At 70.2% G+C, this 22,534-nt stretch carries 16 protein-coding genes; 10 read left to right on the plus strand and 6 right to left on the minus strand.

Going from position 1 to position 22,534, the window contains the following annotated elements; genetic code table 11:
* The first annotated feature begins 13 nt into the window (after window positions 1–13).
* Complete coding sequence (locus ACGFI7_RS28740; protein ID WP_393409881.1) at window positions 14–472, plus strand: VOC family protein; 459 nt, start codon at window positions 14–16, stop codon at window positions 470–472.
* On the opposite strand, the gene ACGFI7_RS28745 is transcribed toward ACGFI7_RS28740, so the two are convergent.
* Window positions 469–1,302 carry an alpha/beta fold hydrolase gene (locus ACGFI7_RS28745; protein WP_393409883.1) on the minus strand — a complete coding sequence of 278 codons (834 nt, stop codon included), beginning with the start codon at window positions 1,300–1,302 and terminating at the stop codon, window positions 469–471. The two genes, ACGFI7_RS28740 and ACGFI7_RS28745, sit on opposite strands and share 4 nt — an antisense overlap.
* Before the next feature lie 75 nt (window positions 1,303–1,377).
* On the opposite strand from ACGFI7_RS28745, the gene ACGFI7_RS28750 reads away from it, so the two are divergent.
* The 7 genes from ACGFI7_RS28750 to ACGFI7_RS28780 all read left to right on the plus strand — a co-directional run bounded on the left by ACGFI7_RS28750 (window position 1,378) and on the right by ACGFI7_RS28780 (window position 10,186).
* On the plus strand, window positions 1,378–2,235 hold the full coding sequence (locus tag ACGFI7_RS28750) for a helix-turn-helix domain-containing protein (RefSeq protein WP_393409885.1): 858 nt from the start codon (window positions 1,378–1,380) through the stop codon (window positions 2,233–2,235).
* A 163-nt stretch (window positions 2,236–2,398) separates the two neighbouring features.
* The gene (locus ACGFI7_RS28755; protein ID WP_393409886.1) at window positions 2,399–3,403 is read left to right on the plus strand and encodes a LacI family DNA-binding transcriptional regulator; all 1,005 of its coding nucleotides are present in this window, start codon (window positions 2,399–2,401) and stop codon (window positions 3,401–3,403) included.
* 212 nt (window positions 3,404–3,615) lie between these two features.
* Complete coding sequence (locus ACGFI7_RS28760; protein WP_393409887.1) at window positions 3,616–5,958, plus strand: glycoside hydrolase family 3 N-terminal domain-containing protein; 2,343 nt, start codon at window positions 3,616–3,618, stop codon at window positions 5,956–5,958.
* Window positions 5,955–6,941: an ABC transporter permease gene (locus tag ACGFI7_RS28765; protein WP_393409888.1), complete on the plus strand. Its 987-nt coding sequence runs from the start codon at window positions 5,955–5,957 to the stop codon at window positions 6,939–6,941. Before ACGFI7_RS28760 ends, ACGFI7_RS28765 begins: the two co-directional genes overlap by 4 nt.
* Window positions 6,938–7,813 carry a carbohydrate ABC transporter permease gene (locus ACGFI7_RS28770; RefSeq protein WP_393409890.1) on the plus strand — a complete coding sequence of 292 codons (876 nt, stop codon included), beginning with the start codon at window positions 6,938–6,940 and terminating at the stop codon, window positions 7,811–7,813. Before ACGFI7_RS28765 ends, ACGFI7_RS28770 begins: the two co-directional genes overlap by 4 nt.
* A 35-nt stretch (window positions 7,814–7,848) precedes the next feature.
* The gene (locus ACGFI7_RS28775; protein WP_393409892.1) at window positions 7,849–9,489 is read left to right on the plus strand and encodes an extracellular solute-binding protein; all 1,641 of its coding nucleotides are present in this window, start codon (window positions 7,849–7,851) and stop codon (window positions 9,487–9,489) included.
* Window positions 9,490–9,493: 4 nt separating this feature from the next.
* The gene (locus tag ACGFI7_RS28780; protein WP_393409893.1) at window positions 9,494–10,186 is read left to right on the plus strand and encodes a hypothetical protein; all 693 of its coding nucleotides are present in this window, start codon (window positions 9,494–9,496) and stop codon (window positions 10,184–10,186) included.
* Here the strand turns inward: ACGFI7_RS28780 and ACGFI7_RS28785 are convergent.
* Window positions 10,180–12,069, minus strand: a complete 1,890-nt coding sequence (locus ACGFI7_RS28785) for an alpha-glucuronidase (protein ID WP_393409895.1) — start codon at window positions 12,067–12,069, stop codon at window positions 10,180–10,182. The two genes, ACGFI7_RS28780 and ACGFI7_RS28785, sit on opposite strands and share 7 nt — an antisense overlap.
* Before the next feature lie 1,349 nt (window positions 12,070–13,418).
* On the opposite strand from ACGFI7_RS28785, the gene ACGFI7_RS28790 reads away from it, so the two are divergent.
* Window positions 13,419–14,048: a DUF4240 domain-containing protein gene (locus ACGFI7_RS28790; protein WP_393409896.1), complete on the plus strand. Its 630-nt coding sequence runs from the start codon at window positions 13,419–13,421 to the stop codon at window positions 14,046–14,048.
* Between the two features lie 403 nt (window positions 14,049–14,451).
* Window positions 14,452–15,342, plus strand: coding sequence for an SDR family oxidoreductase (locus ACGFI7_RS28795; RefSeq protein WP_393409898.1), 891 nt, complete (start codon window positions 14,452–14,454; stop codon window positions 15,340–15,342).
* A 60-nt stretch (window positions 15,343–15,402) separates the two neighbouring features.
* Here ACGFI7_RS28795 and ACGFI7_RS28800 read toward each other — a convergent pair whose 3' ends face one another.
* From ACGFI7_RS28800 to ACGFI7_RS28815, 4 genes are all read right to left on the minus strand, one after another.
* Window positions 15,403–16,374, minus strand: a complete 972-nt coding sequence (locus ACGFI7_RS28800) for a helix-turn-helix transcriptional regulator (protein ID WP_393409900.1) — start codon at window positions 16,372–16,374, stop codon at window positions 15,403–15,405.
* On the minus strand, window positions 16,356–17,954 hold the full coding sequence (locus ACGFI7_RS28805) for a CocE/NonD family hydrolase (RefSeq protein WP_393409902.1): 1,599 nt from the start codon (window positions 17,952–17,954) through the stop codon (window positions 16,356–16,358). Before ACGFI7_RS28805 ends, ACGFI7_RS28800 begins: the two co-directional genes overlap by 19 nt.
* Before the next feature lie 46 nt (window positions 17,955–18,000).
* Window positions 18,001–18,840 (minus strand): DUF4394 domain-containing protein, encoded by an 840-nt coding sequence (locus tag ACGFI7_RS28810; protein ID WP_393409903.1) that lies wholly within the window; start codon window positions 18,838–18,840, stop codon window positions 18,001–18,003.
* A gap of 70 nt (window positions 18,841–18,910) precedes the next feature.
* Window positions 18,911–22,414 (minus strand): S8 family serine peptidase, encoded by a 3,504-nt coding sequence (locus ACGFI7_RS28815; RefSeq protein WP_393409905.1) that lies wholly within the window; start codon window positions 22,412–22,414, stop codon window positions 18,911–18,913.
* Window positions 22,415–22,534: the final 120 nt, after the last annotated feature.

Raw genomic sequence — 22,534 nt, forward strand, 5'->3', positions numbered from 1 at the left:
GGAAGGGGCGATCATGTCAGCCGAGCGGAAGCCGCAGGCCGTCAGGCAGTTGCGGCTGGTGGTGGAGGCGGAGGATTACGAGGCGGCCGTCGCCTTCTACCGGGATGTGCTGGGGCTGCCGGAGCAGGCGGCCTTCTCCGGGGGTGACGGGGCCGAGGTGGTCATCCTGGAGGCCGGACGGGCGACCTTGGAGATCGCCAACCCGACGCAGAAGCGGATGATCGACGACGTGGAGGTGGGCCGTCAGGTGGCGCCCAAGTTCCGGGTCGCGTTCGAGGTGGACGACACGCGGGAGACGGCCGGCCGTCTGGTCGCCGCCGGGGCCGACGAGGTCGCGCCGCCCACCGTCACGCCCTGGCAGTCGCTGAACGCCCGCCTCGACACCCCCGGCGGCATGCACATCACGGTCTTCCAGGAGCTGACCACCCTGGAGGAACGGGAGACGCTCGACGGCTTCGGCACCGGGACCTAGCGGCCCCGGGTGAAGGTCAGGAGGAGCGCGGCGGTCCGGTCCGGGTCCTCCAGAATGGGCGTGTGGCCGACCTCGGGCAGCAGCTCGATCCGCGCGCCCGGGACGGCGCGGTAGTCGGCGGCCGACGAGGACCGCCACCTGCGGTCGTCCGCACCGAAGATCACCAGCAACGGCTTGCCCAGGACCGCCAGCCGATCCGGGAGCCGCCGCTGCTGGAGATACTCCGTGGTGCCCCGCATCGTGGTGACAAGCGTGTGGTGGGTCATCATGCGCATCTCGTCCAGGATCGTTCGCGGGACCTCGTACCCGGGACGGCTGAAACCGGAGCCGGCGAACTGCCGGATCTGCTCGTTCGTGGGCGGCCACTGCGCGGGGCTGATGGCGGCGGACTCCGACGCGATGAAGGCGTCCATGCCGGGCCCCGTGTTGATCAGTACGAGCGCGGTCACCAGGTCCGGTCGCTGTTCGGCCAGGGCGGTGGCGACGGCGCCGCCGCTGGAATGGCCCACCACCGTGGCGCGGCCGACACCGAGCAGATCCAGGGCCGCGCCGACCCGGCGTGCCTGGTCGACGGTCGCATAACTGGGACCTGCCGGTTTGGCCGACCGCCCGTGGCCGAGCAGGTCGATCCGGATGACCCGATGGGATCCGGCCAGCAGCGGGACCATCGCGTCCCACGAGCGGCCCGAGGCCGCCGACCCGTGGACGAGCAGGAGCGCGGGGGCGTCGCGCGGGCCTTCCTGGCACACGTGGATGTCGCCGTCGTCCAGGGGCAGAAGGATGCTCTCGGCGTCGCGGCTCACGCGCGACCGGTCGTCGGAAACAGTCATGGCACCACTGTCGGCTCCGGCGCGGGGCGACGTATTGAACGAATGTCCCCCGTACGGCTTACGTAGCATGAGGCCGTGCAGACGTTCGCGCACGGCAGCGTGGTGTGGGAGGTCGCCCGCCCGCGGCGGCCCGGCCGGGTGGCCGGCGTCACCATGGCCGGGTTCCGCATCCGTGACCTGGACGCCCTCCGGATGGTGCCGCATCCTGCCGCGATGCTGCTGATCGATTTCAGCGCCGGTTCGATCGTCGTGGACGACGCCGGGGGCCTGCGCGAGGGGGGAAGCGTCGTCGCCGGACCCGGGATCGGAGCCGGCGGTACGGTCCGGGTGCGCGGCGAGAACGTCGAGTGCGTGCAGGTCAGGCTGTCCCCGGTGGTCGCCCGCGCGGTGCTGGGCGTCTCCCCGGCCGACCTCGACGGCGCCCTGGTCTCCCTCGACGACCTGTGGGGCCGGGAGGTGTCCCGGATCCGCGGGCGGCTGGGCGACGTGCCGTCGTGGCAGGACCGCTTCGCCCTGGCGGACGCGCTGATCGCCCGCCGCCACGAGACGGGGCCGCCCGTGGACCGGGAGGTCGCGTGGGCCTGGCACCGGCTCGTCAGGGGCCGCGGCCTGGTCCGGGTCGACGAGCTGGCGGACGAGGTCGGCTGGAGCCGCAAGCGCCTGTGGAACCGGTTCCGGTCCCAGCTCGGCCTGCCGCCCAAGCGCGCCGCCACCCTGGTCCGCTTCGATCACGCCGCCCACCGCCTGGTCGCGGGCGAGCCCGCCGCCCGGGTCGCCGCCGAGACCGGCTACGCCGACCAGTCACACCTCCACCGCGAGGTCATGGCCTTCACCGGGGCGACCCCGGCGACGGTGGCCGACGAGCCGTTCCTGGCGGTCGACGACATCGCCTGGCCCACCGGTCAGGCCGCACTCCTGCGCGAACGCAACTGATCGTCACGCCGCCGACGTACGGGGCATGACGCTCCCATCGATCCGGGTGACGTCGGAAAGTTTCAGCGAGAGTTGCCGGTAATTTGGCTGAAGATTGTTTCGTTAAGGTAGGCTCCGCTTCGCGGCTCTGTCAACAGCGCCGCGAACGCCTCCGGGGGGTTCCGTGCAACGCGCCACGCTCGCCGACATCGCCGCGGCCGCCGGGGTCTCCGTGCCCACGGTCTCCAAGGTCCTCAGCGGCCGCAAGCACGTCTCGCCGGCCACCCGCGACCGGGTGCTGGAGGCGGCCAGGGCCCACGGCTACGAGCCGCCGCGCCCGCCGGGCGGTCCCCGGGCCGGCATCGTCGACCTGCTCATCAACGGCCTCGGCTCGCCCTGGTCGCACGTCATCATCGAGGGCGCCGAGGCGGCGGCGGCGCGCTGGGGCTTCTCGCTGGTGGTCACCTCGTCCTACCACTCCGACTTCGACCGGCGGCGCTGGGTCGGCATGCTGCGCAAGCGCGGCACCGACGGCATCGTGCTGGTGCTGTCGCGGGCCGGCCGGGAGGAGATCGAGGCGATCAAGGATCTGCTGCACGTCCCGCTGGTCCTGCTCGACCCCGTGGGCCAGCGCGACCTGGGCCTGTCGGCCGTCGGCGCGACCAACTGGGCCGGCGGCGTCCAGGCGACCACCCACCTGCTGGAGCTCGGTCACCGGCGCATCGGCTTCATCGGCGGCCCGCTCGACAAGCAGTGCACGCTCGACCGCCACGAGGGCTATCTCGCCGCGCACCGCACCTTCGGCATCGACCCCGATCCGGCCCTGACCCGCTACGGCGACTTCCTGGTCTCGGGCGGCCGGCTGCACGGCGGCGAGCTGCTCGACCACCCCGACCGGCCGACCGCCGTCTTCGCCGGGTCCGACCCGCAGGCCGCCGGCGTCTACCAGGCCGCCGCCCAGCGCGGCATCCGCGTGCCCGACGAGCTGTCGGTCGTCGGCTTCGACGACTCGCCGACGTGCGACATGATGACGCCGCCGCTCACCACCGTGCGTCAGCCGCTCGACGAGATGGCCAACGAGGCGATCCGCCTGGTCCACGAGGAGCTCACGCACCCACGCTCCACCGGCACCCGCATCGAGCTCGCCACGAGCCTCGTGGTGCGCGCCAGCACCGCCGAGGCCCGCTGACTCCCGGGCACGGCTCCTGAAACTTTCCGGCAAGCCCGCCACGCCCGTAACGTCGCCGCAGGTGCACGTCGCCGGATGAGCCGAGTTCCGACTCGCCTCTTGACACCTCTCGACACCCGGTCCTACGTTGCCGACAGACTTGACAACTCTCCGAAAAGTTTCGGCAAAGTCTGGCGGCACACTTTCCGCCGGCTGCCGGCCGAGAGGATCTCATGACGGGCCAGGCACCCCCCGACGCGACCCCCTGGCGGGACCCGATGCTGCCGCCCGCCGAGCGGGCCGACGCCCTCATCCCGCTCATGACGCTGGAGGAGAAGCTCGCCCAGCTCGTGGGGGTGTGGGCCGGCGCCGACCCATCGGGGGACGGCGTCGCCCCGCGCCAGTCCGACATGAACGTCGTCGACTGGCCTGCGGTCATCCGCCACGGCCTGGGCCAGCTCACCCGCCCGTACGGCACCGCCCCGGTCGACCCGGCCGCCGGCGCCCGCTCCCTGGCCGCCTCCCAGCGGGAGATCATGGCGGCCGGCCGGTTCGGCATCCCGGCCCAGGTGCACGAGGAGTGCCTGACGGGGCTCTCCGCCTGGCGGGCGACCGTCTACCCGGCGCCGCTGAGCTGGGGCGCCGCCTTCGATCCCGCGCTCGTCGAGGAGATGGCCGGCCGGATCGGCCGGTCGATGCGCGCCGCCGGCGTCCACCAGGGCCTCGCGCCGGTCCTCGACGTGACCCGCGACTACCGCTGGGGGCGCACCGAGGAGACCATCGGCGAGGACCCGTACCTGGTCGGCAGCATCGGCGCCGCCTACGTGCGCGGCCTGGAGAGCGCCGGGATCGTCGCCACGCTCAAGCACTTCGCCGGCTACGCGGCCTCCCGCGGCGGCCGCAACCTCGCGCCCGCGCATCTGGGCCCGCGCGAACTGGCCGACGTCGTGCTGCCGCCGTTCGAGATGGCGTTGCGCCTGGGCGGCGCCCGATCGGTCATGAACGCGTACACGGAGATCGACGGCGTTCCGGTGGCCGCCGACGAGAGCCTGCTGACGGGGCTGCTGCGCGAGGAGTGGGGCTTCACCGGCACGGTCGTCGCCGACTACTTCGCCGTCAGGTTCCTGGAGAGCCTGCACGGCGTGGCCGGGGACGGGGCGGAGGCGGCCGGGCTCGCGCTGCGCGCCGGGATCGACGTCGAACTGCCCACCGTCGACGCCTACGGCGAGCCGCTCGTCGACATGGTCAAGTCGGGCGTGGTGGGGGAGGGGCTGGTCGACCGGGCGTTGCGCCGCGTGCTGACGCAGAAGGCCGAGCTCGGCCTGCTCGACCACGACTGGCGGCCTGTCCCCGGCGACCCGGACGAGATCCGGTTCGACGACGAGGAGTCCAGGGGGCTGGCGCTGCGGCTGGCCCGCCAGTCCGTGGTGCTGGTGCGCGAAACCGGCGTGCTGCCGCTGGCCCCCGGCCGGAAAGTCGCCCTCGTCGGACCGGTCGCCGACGACCCGATGGCGATGCTCGGCTGCTACGCCTTCCCCAACCACGTCGGCCCGCACCATCCCGAGCACGGGACGGGGCTGGACATCCCGTCGCTGCGCGAGGAACTGGCCGCGCTCGTCCCGGGGCTCACGTACGAGCCGGGCTGCGACGTCAGCGGGGACGACACCGGAGGGATCGCGGCGGCCGTCGCCGCCGCCCAGGACAGCGACGTGTGCGTGCTCGCCGTCGGCGACCGGGCCGGGCTGTTCGGCCGCGGCACCTCGGGGGAGGGGTGCGACGCCGCCGGTCTGCGCCTGCCCGGGGTGCAGGCGGAGCTGGTGCGGGCCGTGCTCGCCACCAGTACCCCGGTGGTGCTGGTGCTGCTCGCCGGTCGTCCGTACGCGCTCGGACCGGAGACCGACGCCGCCGCGGCCGTGCTGTTCGGCTTCTTCCCCGGCCAGCTCGGCGGCCGGGCGCTGGCCGAGGTGCTCACCGGCGCGGCCGAGCCGTCCGGGCGGCTGCCGGTCAGCGTGCCCAGGGACGACGGCGGGCTGCCGTCCACCTACCTGACGCCGCCGCTCGGACGGCGCACCGACGTGTCGTCCGTCGACCCCACCCCGGCCTACCCGTTCGGGCACGGCCTGAGCTACACCGCCTTCTCCTGGACCGGGGCCGAGAGCGGCGGCGAGTGGCCCGTCGACGGCGAGGCGGTCGCGGCGGTCACCGTGCGCAACACCGGCGACCGGCCCGGCACCGAGGTCGTCCAGCTCTACCTGCACGACCCGGTCGCCCAGACCACGCGCCCGGTGGTCCGGCTCATCGGGTACGCCCGCGTACCGCTGGAGCCGGGCCAGGCCGCCCGCGTGACGTTCACCGTGCACGCCGACCTCGCCTCGTTCACCGGGGTGCGCGGCCGGCGGATCGTCGAGCCCGGCGACGTCGAGCTGCGCCTGGCCCGCTCCAGCGCCGACGTGGTGGCGGCGCTGCCGCTGCGCCTCACCGGCCGCGAACGCGAGGTCGGCCACGGGCGGCGGCTGCAGCCGGACGTCCGCGTCGCAGGCGTCGACGGCCGAGGCGGAGCACCGGAGGTCTCATGAGCACGACCGACACGGCCCCGCCGGACACCCGCGACCCAGGCCGGCCACGCCCCCCGGACGCGAAGCCGGCGGCGGCGCCGCGCACCACCTGGCGCCAGGCGCTGCGCCGCGACTGGCAGCTGTACTCGCTGGCCCTGCTCCCGCTGGCCTTCTTCCTGATCTTCCGGTACCTGCCGATGGTCGGCAACGTCATCGCGTTCCGCAAGTTCGAGCCCGGCGGCAGCATCTTCGGCGAGGAGTGGGCGGGCCTGCGCTACGTGCGCATGTTCCTCGACGACCCGACGTTCTGGACGGTGTTCACCAACACGCTCGTCCTCGGCGGGCTGACGCTGCTGTTCTGCTTCCCGCTGCCGATCGTGCTGGCGCTGCTGCTGAACGAGCTCCGCACCCGCAGGCTCAAGCGGTTCCTGCAGTCGGTGTCGTACCTGCCGCACTTCCTGTCCATCGTGATCGTGGCCGGGATCGTCATGCAGATGACGTCCATCGACGGCCCGATCAACCAGTTCCTGAAGACGATCGGCGAGGAGCCGGTCCCGTTCCTGCAGAAGCCGGAGTGGTTCCGGACGATCTACGTCACGTCCGAGATGTGGCAGACGGTCGGCTGGGGGACCATCCTCTACCTCGCCGCCCTGACCACCGTCGACGACCAGTTGTACGAGGCGGCCCGGATCGACGGCGCGGGCCGGTGGCGGCAGATCTGGCACGTCACCCTGCCGGGCATCCGGCCGACGGCGGTCACGCTGCTGATCCTCAACATCGGCACGTTCATGGCCGTGGGCTTCGAGAAGGTGCTCCTGTTGTACAACCCGCTGACCTACCCGACCGCCGACGTGATCACCACGTACCTCTACCGCATGGGCGTCGAGTCCAGCAGCCTCAGCTACGCCGCCGCGATCGGCCTGTTCGAGGCGCTGATCGGGATCGTGCTCATCGCCTCGGCCAACCTCATCTCCCGCCGTACGGTGGGGACGAGCCTGTGGTGACGCGGGACGGCGGCCGCGGCCACCGCGTGTTCCGGTGGATCAACGCGGTGATCCTCACCGGTGTCGTGGTCGTGACGCTCTACCCGTTCGCCAACATCATCGCCCGCTCGCTCAGCGAGGAACGGTACATCGTCACCGGGCAGGTCAACCTCGTCCCGCGCGGGTTCAACCTCACCACCTACAAGATCGTGGTGTCGGACCCGATGTTCTGGGCGAACTACCGCAACACGGTAGTCTACACCGTGGTCGCCACGGCCATCGCCATGGTCCTGACCACGTGTTACGCGTACGTCCTGGCCAAGAAGCACCTCAAGGGGCGCAAGGTCCTCATCTGGCTCGCCGTCTTCACCATGATCTTCACCGGCGGCCTGATCCCCCAGTACGTGCTGATCAACAGCCTCGGGCTGACGAACACCCTGTGGGCCGTCGTCCTGCCCAACGCCATCAGCGTCTTCAACCTCCTCATCATGAAGACGTTCTTCGAGAACCTGCCGGTCGAGCTGGAGGAGGCCGCCGCCATCGACGGCCTCAACACCTACGGCATCCTGTGGCGCATCGTGCTGCCGCTGTCGAAGGCGGTCATCGCCACGATGGTGCTCTTCTACGCGGTCTCGTTCTGGAACTCGTGGTTCACCGCCTTCCTCTACCTGCACGAGCAGGAGCTGTTCCCGGTGACCATCTACCTGCGCAACCTCATCGCCGGGGCCACCGGCGCGGAGTCGGCCGGCGCCGGGCTCGCGGACGTGACCCAGGCGGCGTCGAACATCCAGTCAGTGACGATCATGCTCACCGTGCTGCCCATCCTGGCGGTCTACCCCTTCGTCCAGAGGTACTTCGTCTCCGGCGTCATGCTCGGCGCGGTCAAGGGATAGGCCGCAACCCACCCCCACGGCAAAGGAGTCCTCCCATGCGCGACATCTCCCGGCGTCAGGCGATCATCGGACTGGGCGCGTTCACGCTCGTGCTCACCGGTTGCGGCGAGGACGGCACGGCGCCGAAGCAGGCCGCCGAGACCTCCGCGAACCGGGCGGGCGCGATGGCGAACTTCGGCGTCAACCAGCAGTTCAAGGCCACCGAGCCGCTCTCCTTCGACGTGCTCTACAACAACCACCCGTTCTACCCCAACAAGAAGGACTGGTTGTTCTGGCAGGAGCTCACCAAGCGGACCGACGTGACGCTCAAGCCGGTCGAGGTGCCGCTCAGCGACTACGAGAAGAAGCGCGGCCTGCTCGTGGGCTCCGGCCAGGCCCCGCTCATCATCCCGAAGACCTACCATCCGCAGGAGGACGCCTTCGTCTCCTCCGGCGCGATCCTGCCGGTCAGCGACTACCTCGACCTGATGCCGAACCTCAAGGACAAGATCGCCAAATGGCGGCTGGAGCCCGAGCTGAACACGCTCCGCCAGGCCGACGGCCGCTTCTACCTGCTGCCCGGCATCCACGAGAGCATCTGGGTCGACTACACCCTGGCCATCAGGACCGACATCATGGACAAGCTCGGCCTGCGGACCCCGACGACCTGGGACGAACTCCACACCGTGCTCACGGCCATGAAGCAGGAGTATCCCGACCGCTACCCGATGACCGACCGGTGGGGCGTCCCCACCCCCGGCGGCAACCTGCTCAAGATCGTCGCCCAGGCGTACGGCACCAAGGGCGGCTGGGAGTACCAGCACGCGACCTGGGACCCGGCGGCGGGCAAGTTCGCCTACACCGGCGCCATGCCGCAGTACAAGCAGATGATCGAGTACCTGCGCAAGCTCGTCCAGGAGAAGCTGCTCGACCCGGAGAGCTTCACCCAGCAGGACGACCAGGCCAAGCAGAAGTTCACCTCCGGCAAGTCGTTCGTCATCAGCGCCAACGCCCAGACGCTCGTCAACGAGTACCGCGGGACGCTGGAGAAGACCGTCAAGGGCGCCAAGGTCGCCAAGATCCCCGTGCTCATGGGCCCGGTCGGCGACTACAAGATCGGCACCCGGCTGGAGAACGGCGTCATGATCTCCAAGAAGGCCCTGGAGAACAAGAACTTCGTGGCCATGATGCAGTTCATCGACTGGCTGTGGTACTCCGACCAGGGTCAGGAGTTCGCCAAGTGGGGCGTCGAGGGCACCACCTACACCAAGGACTCCGCCGGCGCCTACAAGCTCGCCGACGACGTCGACATGGTCGGCCTCAACCCGGGCGCCCCCAAGCACCTGCAGAAGGACTTCGGCTTCGGCAACGGCGTGTTCGCCTACGGCGGCACCACCAAGCTGCTCCAGTCCACCTTCTCCGAGGAGGAGATGGAGTTCCAGAACGTGATGAACGCCAGGAAGCCCTGGCCGGTGGACCCGCCGCACCCGTTCACCGACGAGGAGCGCGAGCGCTCGACGCTCTGGGAGACGCCGCTGAAGGACCACGTCACCCAGAACACCCTCAAGTTCATCCTCGGCGAGCGCGACCTCGGCGAATGGGACGCCTACGTCAAGGAGCTCGAAGGCAAGAACATGACCGCCTACATCGACCTGATCAACGCCGCGGCCGAACGGTTCAAGAAGGAACACGGCTGATCCGGTGAGCGAGGTGACCGCCGGGCGGCGGTTCGGCGCAGGGCCGCTCTCGCGTGCCGCCGCCCTGATCTACACGGTGCTGGTCGTGGAACTGCTGACGGTGGCCGCCTGCGCGCCGGGCCTGGCCGGGCTGGTGCTGCTCGACCGCGACGCGAGCAACCTGCCGCTGTACGCGCTCTGCGCGCTGCCGGCCGGCCCGGCGCTGTCGGCCGCGCTGTACACGCTGCACCACCGGCGGCTCGACCTGGCCGACCTGTCGCCGGGGGCGGCGTTCCTGCGCGGCTACCGGGCCAACGCCTTCGACGTGCTGAAGATCTGGGCGCCGTGGCTGGCGGGGATGACCGTGGTCGGCGTCAACCTGGCGCACTTCCACGCCGCCGGGGTGCCAGGGTGGTGGGCGGCGCTGCTGGTCGCCGTCGCGGTGGCGGGCGCGCTCTGGGCCGCCGGCGCGCTGGTGATCGCGTCACTGTTCCGGTTCCGGGCCGTGGACGTCGCCCGGCTGGCCTCGTACTTCCTGATCCGCCGTCCGGCGGCCACGCTGGGCAACGCGTCCCTGCTGGTGGTGGCGGGCGGGCTCACGCTGGCCGCCTCGGAGCTGGCGCCGCTGGCGCTGGCGTTCGCGTTCGCGGCGGGGCTGCTGCGCAACAGCCGGCCGATGATCGCGGAGATCCGGGAACGGTTCGTCCTGGATCAGTAGATGCGGCGGCCGTGCGCGTCGGGCACGCCCGACTTGCGGAAGAAGTACGTGTTGATCTGGTCGCGCCACTCCCGGGCGGAACGGAGCTGCTCGTGGAGCAGGTCGCGCACCCGGGCGTGCAGCGCCGGGTCCACCGGCCCGGCCAGCTTCTCCCAGACCGGCAACAGCTCCGCGACCTCCTCCGCCCCGGCGAAGTGGGTGTCGTAGATGTGCTGGATCACCGTCTTGCCGCTCTTCAGCACGTGCCCGTACGGGACGTGATGGAAGAACAGCAGCAGCTCGTCCGGGCACGTCTCCGGTGACTCGTACGTCTCCGACCACGGCTCCGGGTACTGGCCGGTGTAGCCGGTGCCGGTGGCGCGCGTCCGGTCGACGCCGACCCCGTCGCGGTCGGCGAAGTGGTACGTGCCCCACGGCGTGTACTCGTAGCCGTCCACGTCGGGGCCGTAGTGGTGACCCGGCCGGACCATCCAGCCGACGCCGAGCGGCGCCGTGTACCGCTCGTACCGCTCCCACGAATCGTCCATGATCGCGTGCAGCGGCGCCCGCACCTCCCCAGCCACGTCCGGAAATGTCAGGTCGATCCACTCGTCCAGGATCCCCGCCGGGTCGAGCCCCGGGTCCCAGGCCAGCCGCCCGAACGCGTACAGATTGGCCTGCGCGAGCGGATGCCCGGTCCAGTACGGATCGTCGCCCGCGTTCGAGACCCCCGCCAGCTCGGCGACGACCCCGGACACCGGCCGTCCGCCGGAGGGCTCGAAGCCGAGCACCTCACGCCACATCGGCGCCAGATAGCAGACGTGCCGCTGCTGACCGGTGTACTCCTGCGTTACCTGCACCTCCACCGCCAGGCGGGTACGCGGCATGGCGGCGATCACCGGCGAGACCGGCTCCCGCACCTGGAAGTCCATCGGCCCGTGCTTGACCTGGAGAATCGCGTTCTCCGCGAACCGGCCGTCGAGCGGGGCGAAATGGTCGAAAGCGGCGCGGGCCCGATCGGTGGACCGGTCGCGCCAGTCCTGCCGATGGTCGTAGACGAAGGCTCGCCAGTGCACCACCCCGCCGTACGGGGCGAGCGCGCCGGCCAGCAGATCGGCCCCGTCGGCATGGCTGCGCCCGTAGGCGAACGGCCCCGGCTGCCCTTCGGAGTCGGCCTTGACCAGATAACCCCCGAAATCCGGGATCGCCTCGTACACCCGCTCGGTCGCCCGCGCCCACCAGCCCCGCACGTCCTCGTCCAGTGGATCGGCGGTCGGCAGCCCGCCGAGCACCACGGGCGCGGCGAAGGTGACCGACAGATGCACCTTGATCCCGTACGGGCGCAGCACGTCGGCGATGTCGGCCACGTCACCCAGCCGGTCGGTGAGCAGCCGCGCCTCGGCGGCGTGCACGTTGACGTTGTTGACCGCCACCGCGTTGACACCGACAGCGGCCAGCAGCCGCCCGTAGGCCCGCACCCGATCCAGATCACCGCGCGGCCCGCCGTCCGCCCAGAACAGCGACCCGCCCGCATACCCACGCTCGACCTGCCCCATCACGGGATGCACGGCGACGTTGTCCCAGTGGTCGAGCATCCGCCGCCGCATCGCGGGCCGGTGCCGCTGGGCCGGGAAGTCACCCCCGAACGCCCGCTCACCCATCCGCACCACGTGGAACAGACCGTAGAGCAACCCGGCAGGCCCACCGCCCGCCACCACGGTCACCCCGTCACGCCTGGCGACCAGGAACTCCTCGCCGGTTTCCTGCCAGTCCTCCGGCACCCCCCTCACCCGCAGGCGGTCCGGAAGGCGGTCGGACGTGGCCAGCACGAGGTCGGCCTGCCCGCCGTCCTCGCACATGCTCCCGCCGTAGTCGGCACAGGCCCGCGCGACCTCGTCCCGCACCACCCCATCCGTCAGAACGAGAACCCGGCGCGACCCGACAGCCCGGAACGCCTCATCGGGAAGCCACGCTGGATGGACCTCTGGCATAGAACGAACCTACCGGCGTCTCACCCGCGCGGCCATGACACCACCTTCGAAGTCGACGCCGTGATTAGGCGTCCTCGGCCGTAAGATCATCGAGACCGAGTTCGAGGCGCATGCACCGGGCCATCGCCCCGGCGGGACAGAGCGTGCATTCTGGATAGGCGGAGGTGCGGTGGCAGCATGGGAGTCGACGTAGTCCTCGTACAGGTGCAACAAAAGGGCACGAGCCCCAGGCGGCGCCGACTGACTCGGGTTGAATCCTACGCGGACACGGACGACCGGTTCGTGCAACTGTGCTCGGGCAGCGGACTGCCGATGCTGGAAAGGGCGGACCCTGTCAGAACGGTGATTCTGACTTCAGAGGAGATGGACCAACTCATCCGAGAGCTGGATCTCCTCAAAGAGCGTGTGAATTCACCCTGGCAAACAGCGATCCTGGCTGAGGTGAGGCGCATGGCGCTCATCTGCTCCAGCGAGCCTTCCTTCGAACTCCATCTCGATGGAGATTGATCCATCCCCTGAGAGTGGAGAGGCCTCACATGAGGGTAGTGTCCCGTCAAGCGGATATGCTCACCCTCGAATTTCCCACTGAAGAGGTGAGTGTGCGGCGCCCTTACCAGTAAAAGCAGGGCGGACTGCCCCTGAAGACGAAGACTTGGTTGTATTTTCTTAGTTGGGATAAAGAGTGAACGCTTTCATCCTCGCGCCGCCTGCGCAACGCTGGTCCGGTGCGCCCTGAGAGCCTGCCTGTTAGCCGCACGTCCCCTTCCCTGAGCTTTCGGTGCTGCGAGTAGAGAGGCGGCGGCGTTCAACGCGATGCCGGTGCGGGAATACATTCCGTCCTTCTGGAGAATGATTCATATGAAGTGGTGGGAGCAGCGGCATCGTTCGGTTGGTGAAAGGTGTAGCGGGAGAATCGGTCCCTTAGCGCTCTTCGGCATTCTCTTCGCCTTTGGAGTGAGCTGCGGGGCGCCGGTGAGCAGCCTCGAAAAGGCCCAGTGTCTTGAGGCTGCGTCCATGCAGTTAATACGGGGCTGGGCGTGCTTCAGCAGCTTGGGGTTGGCGTGCGAAGGCCCCTAGGCGTGCCAGTGGTGAAGGGCGCTCATGCTTATGAAATTCGCTGGGGAGGAGCGGAAACTGGCAGGTTTGCTTCGCCAGGCAAGCTCGATAGGTGGATGCCTCCGCAAAGACTGATAGGAAGCAGAAGGGCCGGTGGCATAAAGGTGAGATAGCTGCAGAAGCATTTCGAGCGAGGGGTGAGAGTCATGTCGGAAGTACCTACACTGACAATTGATGAGTTCTGGGACCTAATTCATCGATCAAAGAATGAGACGGAGGGGAAGTTAGAGCGGGCGAAATGGCTACGAAGCATGCTGGCCACACGCCCTGTCGGCGAAATCGCAGATTTCCATTGGTGGCTTTCTGTCGCCAAACAGAGAGTCAATACGTGGGATATGTATAGCGCCTTCTCTGGTATCTTCCTTGTGGGCTCTGCGGATAGTTTCGACTATTTCCTGTCTTGGTTGATAGGGTTGGGCCGTGAAGTTTTCGAAGAGGTAGCTATGCGGCCGGATAGTCTAATCCACCTACCGGCCATCGAACGCCTTCTTCAGCTCCAACTGGACTGGGTGCGAAGCGGCGGCGAGTTGCCCGTGTGGACTCGTGAAGATGAGCCCTACTTCTACCAACTGGGCGGTATGGCGCGTAAGCTTTATCTAGCCCTCACCGATGATGACTTCGACGGTCTGGAGGCCAAGCTGGATGCATATGGGGTGACCTATTCGATAGCTGATCCGGAGGGTGAACGTTGGGAACCCTCGGATCCTGACGAGATGGCAGTGAGACTCCCGGGCATTTATAGGTATATGAAACATTATCAACAACTTTTGGAATGAATGAATCTGGTATTGCATGCGCGAATCCTGCTAAATAAACTACTGAGCCCTTTTCGTGCGCCCAGCAGAGCAGGAGGTGAAGCTGTGACGTAGCCAGGGCCGATGCGTTCTCATGTTGTGAAACCGAGTAGCTGGAGTCCGTCGGTGGGGTGGCTGCGGTAGTGGTCGGTGGCTGCGGCGATGTTGTCCAGTGATGGCGCTTCGAAGATCTGACCAGACCTGCTCTGTGAAATTGCCAGCGGGAGTGGTCTCTTCCGCTACCTGCACTGCGGTCATGGGGCCGGTGCCAAGGGAAGGTATTCGGTACGGCGGCAGGCTCGTCGGTGCTCCTCTTGAAGAGGAAGATGTGCTTGGCCCTGAAACATGACATGAGGTGTCCTCTTTTCCCGGAAGCCTGTCCAGCATGATTGCTTTGGTGGCGGGTGCGACCCGCGGCACAGGACGAGGCATCGCCGTCGAGCTCGGCGCTGTCGGGGCGACGGTCTACTGCACGGGCAGGAGTACGCGGGAGCGGCATTCGGAGATGGACCGGCCCGAGACGATCGAGGAGACGGCCGAGCTGGTGACGAAGGCCGGGGGCACCGGCATCCCCGTGCAGGTGGACCACCTGGAGCCGGACCGGGTCAAGGCACTGACCGAACGGATCGATCGTGAGCAAGGCAGGCTCGACGTGCTGGTCAACGATGTCTGGGGCGCCGACGGGCTGTGGAACTGGAACACTCCGGTCTGGGAGCAGGATCTGGAGAAGGGGCTGAAGATCCTCCGGTTGGGGGTGCACACCCATCTGATCACCAGCCACCACGCGCTGCCGCTGATGATCAGGAACGGGGGCGGCCTGGTCGTCGAGGTGACCGATGGGACCTGGGACTTCAACGCCCCCCGCTACCGAGAGAACCTCTTCTACGACCTGGCCAAGATGTCGGTGAACCGGCTGGCCTTCACCCAGGCCCACGAGCTGCGCCCGTACGGCTGCGCGGCGGTGGCGCTGACGCCCGGGTTCCTGCGGTCGGAGGCGATGCTGGAGAACTTCGGCGTCACCGAGGCGAACTGGCGCGACGGGGCGGAGCGGGAGCCGGCGTTCGCGGTGTCGGAGACCCCGGCTTACGCGGGGCGGGCGGTCGCGGCCCTGGCCAACGACCCTGACCGGATGCGCTGGTCCGGCAAGTCGGTGGACAGCGGGACTCTCGCCAAGGCGTACGGGTTCACCGACGTGGACGGCAGCCGGCCGGATGTGTGGCGCTACCTGGCCGACACCGAAGGTGGCAAGCAGGCTGACCCGGACGACTACCGGTAGGGCGACGGCTCGGGTATCGGCAGGCGGGCGGTAGGTCTGGGTAGCGGATGGCGACCCGGGCTACCGGTAGAGGGCCGACATGCGGGCGGCGGCTTCGGCGGTCATCGCCCGCAGCTCCGCCGGCTCCAGCACCTCCGCCTCCGGCCCGAACTGCAGCACCTGCGCGTACGCCACCTTGATCGACTCGACGCCGAGCCGGACCGTACCGTCGGGCTGGAGTGAGGCGAGGGCGTCGGGCAGGGCGGCCGGGTCGGCGATGTGCCGGAGCATCCGCCGCCCGGCTTCGGTGAGCCTGAGCGTGATCGAGGTGCGCAGCAGCGACCGGCCGAACGCGGCCGCTTGTTCGGTCCAGAATGTGGCCAGGTCGAAGCTCGGGTCCCGGCTGAAACTCTCGTCCCGTACGGAGATCTCGCCGAAGCGGTCCACCCGGAACAGCAGAAACCGCGCCTCCTTGGGAGAGGACCCCCCTTCCGAAGACGGTGAGCGGGCCGCGAGGTACCAGGCGCCCGCCTTCAGCACCAGCCCGTACGGCTCCAGCGCCCGCGTCCGCCCCTTGTACGAGGCCGTCACCACCCGGTCGTTCCACACCGCCCTGGCCAGCGGCGCGAGCTGCGCCGGCGGCGGGGAGTCGTGCGCGAACCAGCCGGGCGCGTCCAGGTGGAAGCGCTGCGCGGCCACGGCCGGGGCGTCGCGCAGGCCGGGGGAGAGCGCGGCGGCGGCCTTCAGCCGGGCCGTCGCCGCCACCTCCTGCAGCCCCATCTCGCGCAGCGCCGCGGGTACCCCGGACAGGAACAGCGCCTCCGCCTCCGCCCGGTCCAGCCCGGTCAACCGGGTCCGGTACCCCTCCAACAGGCGGTACCCACCGCCGCGCCCCCGGTCGGCATAAACAGGGACACCGGCAGACGACAGCGCGGCCACGTCGCGGTGCACGGTGCGCTCGGAGACCTCCAGCTCGCGGGCCAGCTCCGCCGCCGTCATGCCGCCCCGGCCCTGCAGCAGCAGGACCAGGGACATCAGCCGGGCGGCGCGCACAGCGGCATGATCACGGCGGAGGGGTGATCGGGGGAGTGCAGGACCTCGACGTCGTTCGGCACCATCGGGCCGCCGGGACCGCCCAGCGGGTCGCCGGTGCCGGGGTTGCGGGCGATCGTCGGGTAGGCGCCCGCGGCGACGTGCACGCGGACGCGGTGGCCCCGCCTGAACCGGTGGCCGATCGGCCACAGCTCCACCCGCACCTTGCGCACGTCCCCCAGCGTATCGGCGTCGAGCGGGCCGAGGCGGCGCACGCCCTCGCACACGTTCGTCGAGCGCCCGTCCGGGTGCACGTCGCACACGCGGACGACCACGTCCGCGTACGGGGTGCTGGAACGGACGTGCAGTTCGGCGGCGACCGGGCCGATCATCTCCAGGTCGGACTCCAGCGCGGGGGAGGTGTAGACGAGCACGTCGCGGCGGGCCTCCAGGCGGCGCTGGTCGCGCGGCCGGGAGTCGGCCAGCAGCACCGGGCCGCCGATCACCGGCGTCGGGTGGTCCGGGTGGTAGCGGAACCGGTCAGGCTCCGACTCCAGCGGCCTGTCCGGGCCGAGGCCGAAGCCGTGCTGCAGGTGCCAGCGCTGCTCGCGCACGCCGGGGACGGGCCAGTCGGGGTAGTCGCGCCACTCCTCGGCCCCCGTCACGTACAGCCGCACCGGCTGGTCGCGCAGCTTGGTGAAGTCGCCCAGCAGGTGGGCGCGGAACCAGGCGAGCGACTCGGCCATCGACGGCATCATGTGCCGGGCGTCGATGTGCGACCAGGGGCCGATGGTGAGGTACGGCCGCCGGCCCGCCGCCCGCATCGCCAGGTAGTCCTTGAGCTGCCAGGGCAGGAACACGTCGTACCAGCCGCCGAGCATGGTGACGGCGGCGTCCACCTCGCCGACCTTGGGGGAGTGGTCGCGCCTGGTCCAGTACGGGGCCGGGTCGGCGTGATGGGCCAGCAGGTCGCGGTAGAAGCGCAGCGGCCGGCCCGCCGACGCCAGGTCGAGCTCGGCCACCGGCCGCCCGGACAGCCCCGACAGCACGGCCCGCCGCGTCACCCGGGGCGCGGTGATGGCCGCCGTGCCGCCGAACCGGCGGCCCATGTGGTCGGTCAGCGTGGTCCAGCTCAGCGTCGACTCCAGCGCGAACGCGCCGCCCACGTAGGCGGCGTCCCTGAACTGGGAGGCGGTGATCTGGGTGGCCATCGCCTTCAGGTCGGGGCCGGCGTACGGGGCCACGGCCCACTGGGTGAAGCCCAGGTAGGAGGGGCCGAACATGGCGAACGAGCCCCCGTACCAGGGCTGCTCGCGCATCCACGCGATCGTCGCCAGGCCGTCGTCGTGCTCGTGGCCGAGCGGGTCGAGGTCACCGCCGGAGCCGAAGCCGCCCCGGCAGCTCTGCATCAGCACCTGGAAGCCGTTCCAGGCGAAGCCGCGCCCGTACAGCAGCCCGAACAGGCCGCGGCGGCCGTACGGGGAACGGATGAGGATGACCGGGGACCGCTCCGCCCCGGCGGGGACGTAGTGGTCGGCGAGCAGGGTGACGCCGTCGGGCATCGGCACGGGGACGTCACGGTGGACATGCACGCGTCGCATTACTTACCAGTAACATGCGGGACGGGGCGAGCGGTAGCCCGTACGCCTAGTCCAGGCGGACCGCGATGTCCACGACCTGGTGGTCAGCGGGGAAAGTGCCGATCCGCGTGGTGGTCCCGGTCAGGACGTCCACCGCGTAGAACCGGTAGGCCCCGCGGACCCGCAGCGTGGCGTAGCCCTGGTTGGCGACGGCCACGCCCTTGCGCAGGGTGGTGAAGACGTCGAACCCGGCCACCGGGCCGGCGTCGACGCCCAGCTTGCCGGTCGGGGCGAGGTTGCCCGCGTTCGCCGGCGACTGCACGACGACCTGGTCGCCGGCGGTGTCCACGTCGAACAGCGTCGTCGCGGTGGCCGCGTCCAGGTCGTTGTTGGTGTAGCCCGCGCCCGTGACGCCGGTCGCCGTGGGCGGCAGGGTCAGGGTGCCGTCGACCGCGGTGGTGCCGGCGGCCGGCGCGCCCATCGGGTCGTCGAGGTTGTGCCGCAGGTTCTGGCCGGTGTCGCTGATCACCCGCAGCCGGTTGGCGGCCGGGTTGAAGTCCACCCCGAACGCCTTGCCGTCCAGGGCCACGCTGAGCTGCGACACCTTGGTGGCCTTCGCCTGCCGGCCGAGCGTGTAGACGCCGCCCTTGTCGCCGACGCCGTACAGCTTGCCGTCCTGCACCCGGAAGTCGACGCCCACCAGCGCCGAGTCCCCCCGCAGGCCGTTGACCATGCCCACACGCTCCACCTTGCCGGGATTGTCGGCGAGGAAGGCCACGAGCTCTCCCGCCGACGTCAGCCCGGCCACGAACGGCGCCGGCGGCCTGTCGGCGGCCTGGGCGGGAGCGGCGGCGAGCGCCGCTCCCGCACCGAGCACCAGCAGCCCTGCGGCCACTTTCTTACGCATCAGATCTCCTCGGGGTCGGTGTCTGCTGTCCTCCCTTCTTCGCGCGGGCACCGTCCCCGGATGGACGCCGCTACGGCGCGGTCTTGTCCGGCCGCTCGGAGACGCGGATCGCGTTCACGATCGTCGACCCATTACGGGCCGCGAACCTGACGTTGAGCTGGCCGTCGGTGACCCGCACCGTGTACTGCCTGCTCACCGCCGTGTACGTGCCCGCCTCCAGGGCCAGGTCCAGGGCCGGGATGGCGAGCTGGCCCTCGACCAGCACGTCGAACACCCGCCGCCCCATGGCCATGTTGCGGATCTCGGCGAAGTCCAGCTCCACCGTGTAGACGCCGTTGGGCACGGCGTCGAAGCGGTACTCCAGCATCCGCTCGCGGGCGGTCCTGAAGAGCGCCTGGTCCTGGGTGTTCTTGATCGTCTTGTTCGTGCTGTGGGTGCCCGAGGAATTGGCGACCCAGCCGTGCGAGCCCGTGCTGTAGCGGCGATCCGGCGTCCAGGCGTCACCGGCGGAGTCGGTCGACCCGCGCGTCGCCCCGACGTCCACCGCCACCTGGTGCTTGGGCACCACGACGGTCACGGCGACCTCGATCACCGGCTGGCGGCCGCTGGCCGACCTGATCAGGAGCTTCCCCGCGCGGGTCGTGCCCGGCTGCACGCCGTCGCTCGACACCGTCACCCGGAGCGTCGCCTTCTGACCGGTGGCCAGGTCGCCGGCGGCCGGGGTGACGCCGAGCCAGCCGCCCGCCGGGTCCGTGGTGACCGTGTACGGGGTCGCCGTGCCGAGGTTGGTCAGCTCCAGCGTGCGGGTCCTGGTCTGGCCCGCCGGCATCACCACGGTCAGCTCGGCCGCCGAGGCGGCCACCCGCCCGGTCACCAGGGCCGTGTCGATCCTGGTCACCGAGGCCGGGGCGATCGTGACCGGCTGGGTGAAGGTGCCGTAGTGCTCCTTCGACACCATCACCTCGTAGTCGCCGGCCAGCACCTGGCCGTAGAAGGCGCCGTCCGCGCCGGTGGTGAACGTGGCCACGTCCCCGATCCGCACCGTCGCGCCGGGCAGCGGGTCGCCGTCGTTCGCGTCGGTCACCACGCCCGTCACCAGGCCGTGCCTGCTCGCCGTGATGGTCAGGCTCCGGTCACTGGCCAGCACCGGCTCCTCGTACACGTAGAGCAGCGCGTCGTCGCCGGTCGCGTTCTCCACGCCGACGGTGCCGAACGCGCCCCGCTCCCTGTCGCTCTCCAGGCCCTGGTAGCGGAAGCCGATCGAGCCGTCCTCGCCGAGCAGGGCCGCGAACGACACGCGCTGGGTCTGGTCGGCGTAGAACTTCACGTTGCGCCACTCCACCACGAACTTCCGGTACGGCGCCGTCCCGGTCACGCCCGTGTACACGCCGCTCTCGGCGTCCACGATGAAGTCGTCCCAGAACGGATAGACCGCGTGGTTCGGGGTGGCCGTGCTCGGCAGGCGGCTGTTGCTCGGCGTGGTCAGCCGGCCCTCGGCGAAGGTGAGGAACCCGTTGGTGACGACCCAGGCCCGGGTCTGGCCGCTGCCGTAGAACGGGACCGGGAACGGCAGCGTCACCTGGACCGCCTCGTCGTCGCCGGTCAGCGCCAGCTTCTCGGTGCCGGCCACGTACGGCTCGGCGCCCGCGCGGCAGGTGTAGCCGAAGTTGTCGCCGCGCAGCGGCAGGTCGACGTCGCGCGTGACGTCACCGTCGACCGTCACGGCCACGGTGGTGGCCGTGGAGCAGCGCGACGCCGGGGTGACGGACAGGTCGTACGCGCCGTGCGGCAGCGTCAGCTCGTAGCGGCCGGCGGCGTCGGTCACCGCGCTGAGCGGGGTGCCTGCCGCCGCGACGGTGACGCCCGGCTCCGGCGTGCCGGCGGTGGTGACCGTGCCGGACACCGTGCCCGTCGCCAGCGCGGTCATGGTCAGGTCCACGGTGGTGGTCTGGTCGCCGGTCACGGTCGCCGTCGCGGCGGCGCGCTCGTAGCCGAACTTCTCCGCCGTCACCGCGTACTCGCCCGGCAGCAGGCGGACGAACGAGAACGCGCCGTCGTCGCCCGTCACGAGCGTGCGGTCGGTCGGGCCGTCGATCGTGACCGTCACGCCGGACACCGGCTGACCGCCGGAGGTGACCACGCCGCTCAGCCCGCCGAGCGAGTCCTGCGGGGTGGCCTGCACCGCCGCGTAGGTGTCGAGCTTGCCCTCGCCCCAGACGTTGTTGTCGGCGGCCGTGCCGCCGCAGCTGGTGTCGGCGGTGTCGACGGCCGTGCTGTCGAGCAGCGGGCGGGTGGCGGCGATGTCGCCGTGCAGCCGCGGCGAGGCCGACCACATGAGCGCGACCGTGGCCGCCACGTGCGGCGAGGCCATCGAGGTGCCGGTGGCCGCTCCGTAGCGGTTGCCGGGCAGGGAGGAGCGCACGCTCACGCCCGGGGCGGCGATGTTCGGCTTGATCTCGCCGTTCTCGCCCGCGCCCTTGCTGGAGTTCACGTACAGCGCGTTGTTCACGTCGAACGCGCCGGCGCTGTAGCTGATCTCGTACTGGCCGGGCGAGCCGCTGCTCTGGCACGACGGGCCCTCGTTGCCGTTGGAGAACGCCGGGAAGATGCCCGCCGCGACCCACGCCTCGACCGTCTCCTTGTACCAGGGGTCGAAGCCTTCGCCGCCCCAGGAGTTGTTGACGATGTCAGGGGCCAGGTCGGGACGCGGGTTGTCGCCGTTCAGGTCGGTCGGCGCCAGCACCCACTGACCGGCGGCCAGCAGGGAGGCGTCCGTGCAGGTGTTGAGCTCGCAGCCCTTGGCCGCGATCCAGCGCGCGCCCGGGGCCACGCCGATGCCGTTCGCGCCGACCATGGTGCCCATCGTGTGGGTGCCGTGGCCGTTGTTGTCGCAGGGCACCGCCGTCGGGCACACCCCCGCGGGGTCGAACCAGTTGTGGTCGTGGCTGACCGAGCCGTCCGGGTTCTTTCCCCGGTACGCGGCCTGCAGGTCCGGGTGGTCGAACTGGACGCCGGTGTCGATGTTGGCCACCACGATGCCCTCACCGCGGTTGCCCAGCTCCTCCCACACGCGCGGAGCGTTGACCCGGTCGATGTTCCACTCGACCGCGTTCACCCGCGCCTGCTCCTGGACCGGGACCGGCTTGGGCAGCGACAGCGTCCGTACCGGCTCGATCCCCGCCACCTCGGGCAGCTGGGCGATCTCCGCCGCCAGCTTGGCCCCGGCCGTCACCTTGACGGCGTTGACGATCCAGAACGGGGTGTACTCGGCGCGGTGCTGGTCCAGCAGCTTGCGCAGGCCCGCCTGCGACGCGTCGGCCTTCTCGGTCTTGGCCTCGTAGACGCGCTCGGCCTTGTCCTCCTTGGCGGCGGCGCGGCGGGCGCCGCTCAGGTCGGCCTCGTCCTTCATCCGGACCCAGAACGTGGCCTTGTCATCGCTGTCCAGCTGGGCCTGGACAGCCTTGCTGATCTTCTCCGGATCCGGGGCCGCCTGGGCGACCCCGGTCGGGATGATCAGGGCTAATGCGGCGACGGCTCCCATCAGGAGCGCGCGCCAGCGGGGGGTGTTCGGCACAAGCTCTCCTTCGCACCTGCCGGAAAGAGCTGATCTTTCCGGCTCTGTGGAGAAGAGTGAAGAGATCTTGTCGGGAATGCAAGGGAAAATCCTGACAAGCCGCCACCTGTAACAAAATGT

This window comes from Nonomuraea sp. NPDC048826, from assembly GCF_043198225.1.
Lineage (GTDB): Bacteria > Actinomycetota > Actinomycetes > Streptosporangiales > Streptosporangiaceae > Nonomuraea.

What these genes read in the sequence shown, in the direction of transcription:
- ACGFI7_RS28740 (WP_393409881.1), top strand. Translation starts at nt 14, where the DNA reads ATGTCAGCCGAGCGGAAGCCGCAGGCCGTCAGGCAGTTGCGGCTGGTG.
- ACGFI7_RS28745 (WP_393409883.1), bottom strand. Translation starts at nt 1,302, where the DNA reads ATGACTGTTTCCGACGACCGGTCGCGCGTGAGCCGCGACGCCGAGAGC.
- ACGFI7_RS28760 (WP_393409887.1), top strand. Translation starts at nt 3,616, where the DNA reads ATGACGGGCCAGGCACCCCCCGACGCGACCCCCTGGCGGGACCCGATG.
- ACGFI7_RS28765 (WP_393409888.1), top strand. Translation starts at nt 5,955, where the DNA reads ATGAGCACGACCGACACGGCCCCGCCGGACACCCGCGACCCAGGCCGG.
- ACGFI7_RS28775 (WP_393409892.1), top strand. Translation starts at nt 7,849, where the DNA reads ATGCGCGACATCTCCCGGCGTCAGGCGATCATCGGACTGGGCGCGTTC.
- ACGFI7_RS28790 (WP_393409896.1), top strand. Translation starts at nt 13,419, where the DNA reads ATGTCGGAAGTACCTACACTGACAATTGATGAGTTCTGGGACCTAATT.
- ACGFI7_RS28795 (WP_393409898.1), top strand. Translation starts at nt 14,452, where the DNA reads ATGATTGCTTTGGTGGCGGGTGCGACCCGCGGCACAGGACGAGGCATC.
- ACGFI7_RS28805 (WP_393409902.1), bottom strand. Translation starts at nt 17,954, where the DNA reads ATGCGACGCGTGCATGTCCACCGTGACGTCCCCGTGCCGATGCCCGAC.
- ACGFI7_RS28810 (WP_393409903.1), bottom strand. Translation starts at nt 18,840, where the DNA reads ATGCGTAAGAAAGTGGCCGCAGGGCTGCTGGTGCTCGGTGCGGGAGCG.